The sequence below is a fragment of the Streptomyces sp. NPDC005722 genome (assembly GCF_040630935.1).
Lineage (GTDB): Bacteria > Actinomycetota > Actinomycetes > Streptomycetales > Streptomycetaceae > Actinacidiphila.
The window spans coordinates 1-6,802 of record NZ_JBEXYN010000096.1; the positions used below are offsets into that span (position 1 = coordinate 1).

At 74.3% G+C, this 6,802-nt stretch carries 6 protein-coding genes; 4 read left to right on the forward strand and 2 right to left on the reverse strand.

What is annotated here, in order from left to right; all coding sequences use genetic code 11:
* Nucleotides 1-127: 127 nt before the first annotated feature.
* Nucleotides 128-2,026 (reverse strand): glycosyltransferase family 2 protein, encoded by a 1,899-nt coding sequence (locus ABZ479_RS41350; protein ID WP_500466403.1) that lies wholly within the window; start codon nucleotides 2,024-2,026, stop codon nucleotides 128-130.
* A gap of 239 nt (nucleotides 2,027-2,265) precedes the next feature.
* Between ABZ479_RS41350 and ABZ479_RS41355 the strand changes: the two genes are divergently transcribed.
* From ABZ479_RS41355 to ABZ479_RS41370, 4 genes are all read left to right on the forward strand, one after another.
* Nucleotides 2,266-3,042: an IclR family transcriptional regulator gene (locus ABZ479_RS41355; protein ID WP_500466404.1), complete on the forward strand. Its 777-nt coding sequence runs from the start codon at nucleotides 2,266-2,268 to the stop codon at nucleotides 3,040-3,042.
* Complete coding sequence (locus tag ABZ479_RS41360; RefSeq protein WP_500466405.1) at nucleotides 3,039-3,902, forward strand: SMP-30/gluconolactonase/LRE family protein; 864 nt, start codon at nucleotides 3,039-3,041, stop codon at nucleotides 3,900-3,902. Before ABZ479_RS41355 ends, ABZ479_RS41360 begins: the two co-directional genes overlap by 4 nt.
* 138 nt (nucleotides 3,903-4,040) lie before the next feature.
* Nucleotides 4,041-4,751, forward strand: a complete 711-nt coding sequence (locus tag ABZ479_RS41365) for an SCO2400 family protein (RefSeq protein WP_500466406.1) — start codon at nucleotides 4,041-4,043, stop codon at nucleotides 4,749-4,751.
* A gap of 171 nt (nucleotides 4,752-4,922) precedes the next feature.
* The gene (locus tag ABZ479_RS41370) at nucleotides 4,923-5,930 is read left to right on the forward strand and encodes an NADP-dependent oxidoreductase (protein WP_500466407.1); all 1,008 of its coding nucleotides are present in this window, start codon (nucleotides 4,923-4,925) and stop codon (nucleotides 5,928-5,930) included.
* 63 nt (nucleotides 5,931-5,993) lie between these two features.
* Here the strand turns inward: ABZ479_RS41370 and ABZ479_RS41375 are convergent, their stop codons facing one another.
* Nucleotides 5,994-6,617, reverse strand: coding sequence for a TetR/AcrR family transcriptional regulator (locus ABZ479_RS41375; RefSeq protein WP_500466408.1), 624 nt, complete (start codon nucleotides 6,615-6,617; stop codon nucleotides 5,994-5,996).
* Between the last annotated feature and the right edge of the window lie 185 nt (nucleotides 6,618-6,802).

A 6,802-nucleotide genomic window follows, 5' to 3' on the forward strand; every position in this document is an offset into this window, starting at 1 on the left:
GCCCGCGGGGCCGACCACCCCAACGCACCCGGGGGGGTGGGGCGGGGGGAGCAGGCGGGTGCCGGGGCGCGGGGCCCCCCCACCCGGTACCGGGTGGCCGTCCCCTTCCCGCTTCTCAGCCCCTCCTTCAGCGGCGCACCAGGTGCTGCCGCACCGCCGCCATCCGGATGGCGGGACGCTGCCTGGGTGCGCGGTGCCGCCCCTTGGCCGTGCGCCGGGACCGCCGCGCGGCCAGGGCGCCCGCCACCCGGCGCCGCAGCACACTGCACCGCCAGACCACGAGCGGTACGAGGGCGGTCAGCAGTGCGATCGCCGCCCAGGTGCGCATCGCCGCGTGGCCTTGGCCGAGGAGGACCGAGGCGAGCAGCGAACCGGCGAACACGGCCGCCGACAGCAGGTGGACACCGAAGGCGGCGAGCCGGTCCGGGCGGCCCGGGTCGGCCTCGGCCGCGGTGACCGGGCGCGGCCTGCGCCGGAGCGGGGTCGTCACGAGGGCGGGCACGCAGACCGGGCCGGCCACCGCGGCCATCACCGCGCCCGCTACGCCGGAGGAGCCCTTCGGCCGGTGCGGGCTGACGTTGCGTCCGCGGTTGCCGAGGCAGAGGGCGAGCCGCGCCGCCACGGCGGTGCCGTGGAGGGCCAGCCACACCGTGGGGTCGATCGGGGCGCCGGAGGCGCCGGGTCCCAGGAAGAGGACGCAGGCGAGCGCGGTGAGGAGCCAGCCGAGGCCCGCCAGGGGGTAGTGGGCGGCCGTCAGCGTGTAGGTGAGCAGGCTGCCGGGGCGCAGCTTCCACGGGGCCTTCCAGAACTGGCGCAGGAGGGACTCGCAGACGCCACGGCTCCGGCGCCGCTCCCGGGCGAGGAACCCGGCCCAGGTGGACGGTCCGCCGCCGACGGCCACCACGTCCGGGGTGTGCACCGAGCGCCACTTGCGGCCGGTGGCCGGGTTGCGCCGGCTGTGGATCTCCAGCCCGGTGGCCAGGTCGGCGGCGGCGCAGTCGTACACCCCGCCGGCCTGCCGCAGCGCCGAGACGCGGACGACGTCGGCGGCGCCGGTGAACAGGGCGGAGCCGTAGCGGTTGCCGGCCCGCTGGGCGGACGCGTCGACCAGCAGCCGGTGGCTCTCGGCGGCCCTGGCCACGACCGTGCCGTGGTTGCCGGGGACCAGCGGGGCGACGACGAAGGCGACGTCCTGGTCGTGGAAGTAGCCGAGCGTCCGCTCCAGGTAGGTGGGGAGCGGTACCTGGCCGGTGCCGAGGCGGGCGGTGAACTCGTAGGCGTCGCCGTGAGCATCGAGCCAGGCGTTGTGGGCGCCGTGGCGGGCGCCGGTGCGGAAGGCGCCCTTGGGCCGGTTCCAGCGTTCGACGTCCTTGCGGGTGAAGTGCCGTACGCCCAGGGACTCGCAGAGCCGCCGGACCTCCGGGTCGTCGTCCTCGTCCAGCAGCCACACGTCGACGGGGCCGTCGTGCCGGACGCGCACGGCGCCCTCCAGGGTGGCCCGCACCCGGACCAGGGACTCGTCCCCCGGGTCGGAGGAGGCCAGCAGCGCCACCCGGGTGCCCGGTGCCGGGGCGACCGGGACCGGGTCGCGGGCGACCAGGGTGGCGTGGGCGTGCGAGACGGCGGAGACCAGCCGGAGGAGTTCGACGAGTCCGAGGCAGACCAGCATCGCGATGCCCGCGACGTGCGCCCACTGCGGTACGGCCTCGCGGGCCGTCCAGTGGCGCGGCTGCACGAGCCAGGCCAGCACGCCCAGCGAGGCCAGGGGTGCGGCGGTGAGCAGCAGCCAGGTGCGGACCCGGTGTCCCTCGCGCACCATCAGGCTGCGGTACCTGACCCGGTACAGCACCCCTGGTCGTGGGGGGTCGTTGAGGGGGCCGGCGAGTTTGGCGTGGCGTGCGTAGTCGTGGCGGCGGGGAGCGCCGGCGTCGGGCGCCGGCCGGTCGCCCTCGCCGGTGGCCGGGGAGGGGACGAGCCCGCCTTTCCTGGCGGGCGTCTTGCGCATGCTGCTGGGCGTGATCGTCACGGCGACCCCGTAGGAGGAGAGGGAGTGGTGAAGGAATCACCGGAAAGTCGGAAAGTGGGGCAAAGCCCCTGATGGGCACTGAGAAAGTAGCAAACGGCCCTAGAGTTATCTGACAAGCCGACAATCGGCGTGGCGTGACGCGCGCCCATTGCCCGCTGCGACCTGGCGCGGATACGCTGCGTTCGCGATACCGATCGTTATACGGAATCTCGAACAGGCGCCGGAGAGAGCGAGCAGAGATGGGACGTCTCGTACCCGCCGTGACCAGAGCCCTGGACATCCTGGAGCTCTTCCTCGAAGGCGACGGCACGATGTCCGCGCCCGAGATCACCCGCAGGCTGGATCTGCCGCGCACCACCGTGCACGAGCTGGTGACCACCCTCGCCGCGCGCAACTACCTGGTGCCGCAGCCGGGCCAGACCGGCCGCTACCGGCTGGGCGTGCGCACGTACCAGCTCGGCAGCCGCTACGCCGAGCAGCTGGACCTCGCCGCCGAGGGCCAGCAGGTGGCCCGCTCGGTCGCGGAGACCTGCGACGAGACGGTGCACGTGGCGATCCTGGAGGGCACCGACGTCATCTACATCGCCAAGGTGGACAGCACCCACGCGGTGCGGATGGTGTCGGCGGCCGGACGCCGGCTGCCCGCGCACTGCACCTCCGTCGGCAAGATGCTGCTGGCCTCGCTGCCGCCGGACGACCTCGACGGGCGTATGCCCGTGGACGGGCCGCTGCCCGCGATGACCGAGCACAGCATCACCACGGCCGGTGAACTGCGGCGCCAGCTCGACGCGGTGCGCGAGCGGGGCGTCGCCGTCGAACGGCGCGAGTCCAACCCCGACGTCTCCTGCGTCGCCGCCCCGGTCCGCAACTCGGCGGGGCGGGTGGTGGCCGCGCTCAGCATCTCGGTGCCGATGATCCGCTGGAGCGAGGAACGCCGGGCCGAACTGGAGGAACTGGCCGTCAAGGGCGCCGCCGAGCTGTCCGAGCGCCTCGGCCACCGGGGCGGTGCGCGGTGAACGGGGTCGAACTCGCCCTGAAGGCCGGGGCACGCCTCGGCGAGGGCCCCACCTGGGACCCGGTCGGCGCGCGGCTGCTGTGGGTGGACATCCTCGCCTCTCGGGTGCACTGGTACGACCCGGCGGGCGGCGGGGAGACCGTGATGGCGACCGGCCAGCACGTCGGCGCGGCCAAGCCGCGCACGGCCGGCGGCGTGGTCGTCAACCTGCGCGACGGCGTGGGGCTGTACGACGCGGACGGCGCCTTCCGCTGGCTGCACCGCGACCCCGTACCCGGCCGGCGGGCCAACGACGCCGCCGTCGACACCGCGGGCACCCTGTGGGCCGGCACCATGCGCTACGACGAGGCGCCCGGCGGCGGCACCCTGCGCCGGGTGGCGCCGGACGGCACGGTCGTACCGGTGCTGGACGACGTCACCGTCAGCAACGGCACCGACTGGAGCCCCGACGGCACCCTGATGTACTACGTGGACAGCCCGACCCGGCGCGTGGACGTGTTCGACGTCGACCCGGACACCGGACTCGTGCGCGGACGGCGGCCGTTCGCGGTCGTCGAGGAGGAGGCGGGTCTCCCCGACGGGCTGACCGTGGACGCCGAGGGCTGCGTCTGGGTGGCCCTGTGGGACGGGGCGGCCGTCCGCCGCTACACCCCGCGGGGCGAGCTGGACCGGGTCGTGGAGGTGCCGGTGCGGCGTCCCACGGCGTGCGCCTTCGGCGGCCCGGCCCTGACGGATCTCTACATCACCTCCGCGAGCACGGGTCTTGACGCCCGGGAGCTTGCGGAGCGGCCCCTGTCGGGATCGCTGCTGGTGGTGCCGGGAGCCGGGCAGGGGATGCCCGATGTGCCGTTCGGTGGTTGATTCCGTGGTGGTTCGGGGTTGATTCGGGGCTGTTCGGCGCCCTAAACCCGCATGTCCCGGGTTTCACAGAGGTTTCACGGGATCGACGGGCAACTCATATGTACGTCGTATCGGTGCGTCCCATACGCTGCACGGGCAATGGACTACTGCGCAGCCTGCCGACGGCACATCAACGGCGCCCTTTCTTGCCCGGGGTGCGGAACGCCAGCCCACCAGCTCGGTGCGCAGGGGCCTGCCGACGCGCCCGCGCGGGAGCCCGCCGACGGCGAGACCGCCGCCTCCGCCGAGGGCGGTCGTGCGGAACGCCGCAAGACCGCCGGGCGCGGCCCGGAGCAGGGCGCCGCGCGCCGCTCCGGCAGCCTGGCCCGCACCCGCCGCGTCCGCACCCGCCGCCGTTCGCGGCTGCTGGTCGGCACCCTGGTGGGCGCCGCCATCGTGCTCGTCGGCTGGAGCGTGGCGGAACTCCCGCTCGCCGGCTACGTGACGGGCGCGAACTCGGCCGCCTCCGACCACGCGCCGAGCGGCGGCTCCTCCCCGAGCGCGACCTCCTCGCCGGGCGGCGACGCCTCCAAGGACCCGGCCGAGCCCGGCTCCGAGGCCTCGGCGTCCGCGAGCGCGAGCACCTCCGCGTCGCCCAGCGTCTCCGAGAGCGCGAAGAAGTCGGCGTCGCCCAAGGTCTCCGCCTCCGCCACGGTCAGTCGTTCACCCGCCGGCTCCGGGGGCACGGCCCCCGCCGGCGGCGGCTCCACCGCCTCGGCCCCGCCGCACTCCGCCCCGGCCTCGTCGCCCGCGACGCACACGCCGAAGCCGACGCCCTCCTGCACGCGTTTCCTGTGGTGGTGCACCTGACGGGCACCGTTCCCGTCCTCCCCGCCCCTCCCGTCGAGCCTCAGCGCCGGCCGGTCCCACCGGCCGGCGCTCCGGTGTGCGACGGGACACGCCCGTGCCGATTTATTTGACTTCCTCAAACATCCAGGCTCATGGTTAGTTAAGAACCTAAAGCTTTGGAGGCTTCCCCCCATGCCGAAGAGCCGTGAATGGCACCTGGTCGCCCGCCCTCACGGGTGGCCCAAGCCAGAGGACTTCGCCCTGCGCGAGACCGAGGTCCCCGAGCCCGGACCCGGTGAGATCCTCGTCCGCAACCTCTACGTGTCGGTGGACCCCTACATGCGCGGCCGCATGAACGACGCCAAGTCGTACGCGGAGCCGTACCGGCTGGACCAGCCGATGCACGGCGGAGCGGTCGGCCGGGTCGTCGCCTCGGGCGCGGCGGGCCTCGCCCCCGGCGACCACGTGCTGCACCCCCTCGGCTGGCGCGAGTACGCCCTGGTCAAGGCCGAGAGCGTGGTCAGGGTCGACCCCGACCTCGCCCCGCTCAGCACCTACCTGGGCGTGCTCGGGATGACCGGCCTCACCGCCTACGCGGGTCTGCTGCGCGTCGCGGACCTCAAGGAGGGCGACACGGTCTTCGTCTCCGGCGCGGCGGGCGCGGTCGGCAGCCAGGCCGGCCAGATCGCCAGGCTCAAGGGCGCCTCCCGGGTGATCGGCAGCGCCGGCTCGGACGAGAAGGTCAAGCTCCTGGTCGAGGAGTACGGCTTCGACGCGGCCTTCAACTACAAGAACGGCCCCGTGGCCGAGCAGCTGGCGGGGGCCGCCCCCGACGGCATCGACGTCTACTTCGACAACGTGGGCGGCGAGCACCTCGAGGCGGCCATCGGCGCCCTCAACCTGCGCGGCCGGGTGGCCGTCTGCGGCATGATCGCCCTCTACAACGCCACCGAGCCCGCGCCCGGCCCCCGCAACCTGTCCCGGCTCATCCAGAACCGGCTGCGCATCGAGGGCTTCCTCGTCGGCGACCACTACGACCTGCAGCCGCAGTTCGTGCAGGAGGTCGGCGGCTGGATCCGCGAGGGCAGGCTGCGCTACCGCGAGACGGTCGTCGACGGGATCGAGAACAACCTGGAGGCCTTTCTCGGTGTCCTGCGCGGCGACAACACCGGGAAGATGCTGGTGCGCCTGCCCGAGTGACGGCGGCGACCGGAGCCGGCGACCGGAGCCGGGACGAGGGGTGCGCCCGGCCGGGCGCACCCCTCACGCGTTACCGGCTGCGCCGTCCTCGCGGTCCGGGTCGAGCAGGGCGACGAAGTGCCGGAAGACCGCCGCCATGTCCACCGCGCCGGGATCGTGCAGCCACTGCAGCTGCAGCCCGTCCATGACGGCCACCAGCAGCGGGGCGGCCTGCTCGGGCGTGAGGCCGCCGGGCAGCGTGTCGCCGTACTCGGCGCGCAGGGAGTCGGCGGCCCAGCCGCGCACCCGTGCGTAGCGGTCCCTGAAGTACCCGCGCGCGGGGTGGCCCTCGGTGACGCTGTCGCCGGCGAGGACGGTGAAGACCTGGACGACGCCCGGCCGGGTGGCGTTGTACTCGACCAGACCGGCCACCATCTCCATCGGCCAGGCCGTGCCGTGCAGCGCCGCAGAGGCCATGTCCCACCGGTCGCGGACCTCCAGCACCGCGACGAGCAGGGCCTCCTTGCCGGGGAAGTGGTGGAGCAGCCCCTGCTGGGTGAGCCCGGCCCGTTCCGCGACGGCGGCCAGCGTGGCGCCCCGGTAGCCGCGTTCGGCGATCACTTCGAGGGCGGCCCGGACGATCTCCGCCCTGCGGTCCTCGTTGCGGACCGCGCGGCCGAGTCCCCGGCCGCGGTCGTTGGCAGTCACGGGGGCGAGCCTAGGGCGTGTCGTCAAATGAGCTCCCCCAGCTGGCGCTGGGAGGTGCCCCCACCGCCCGGAGGGCGGGCTCAGCGGCTCCCCCCGGCTTGCGCCGGGAGGTGCCCCCAGGTGCGGTGCATCGCAAGGCGGAGAGTCGTCCTCGTAGTGGGCTACTCGGACGATTCGACAACGCA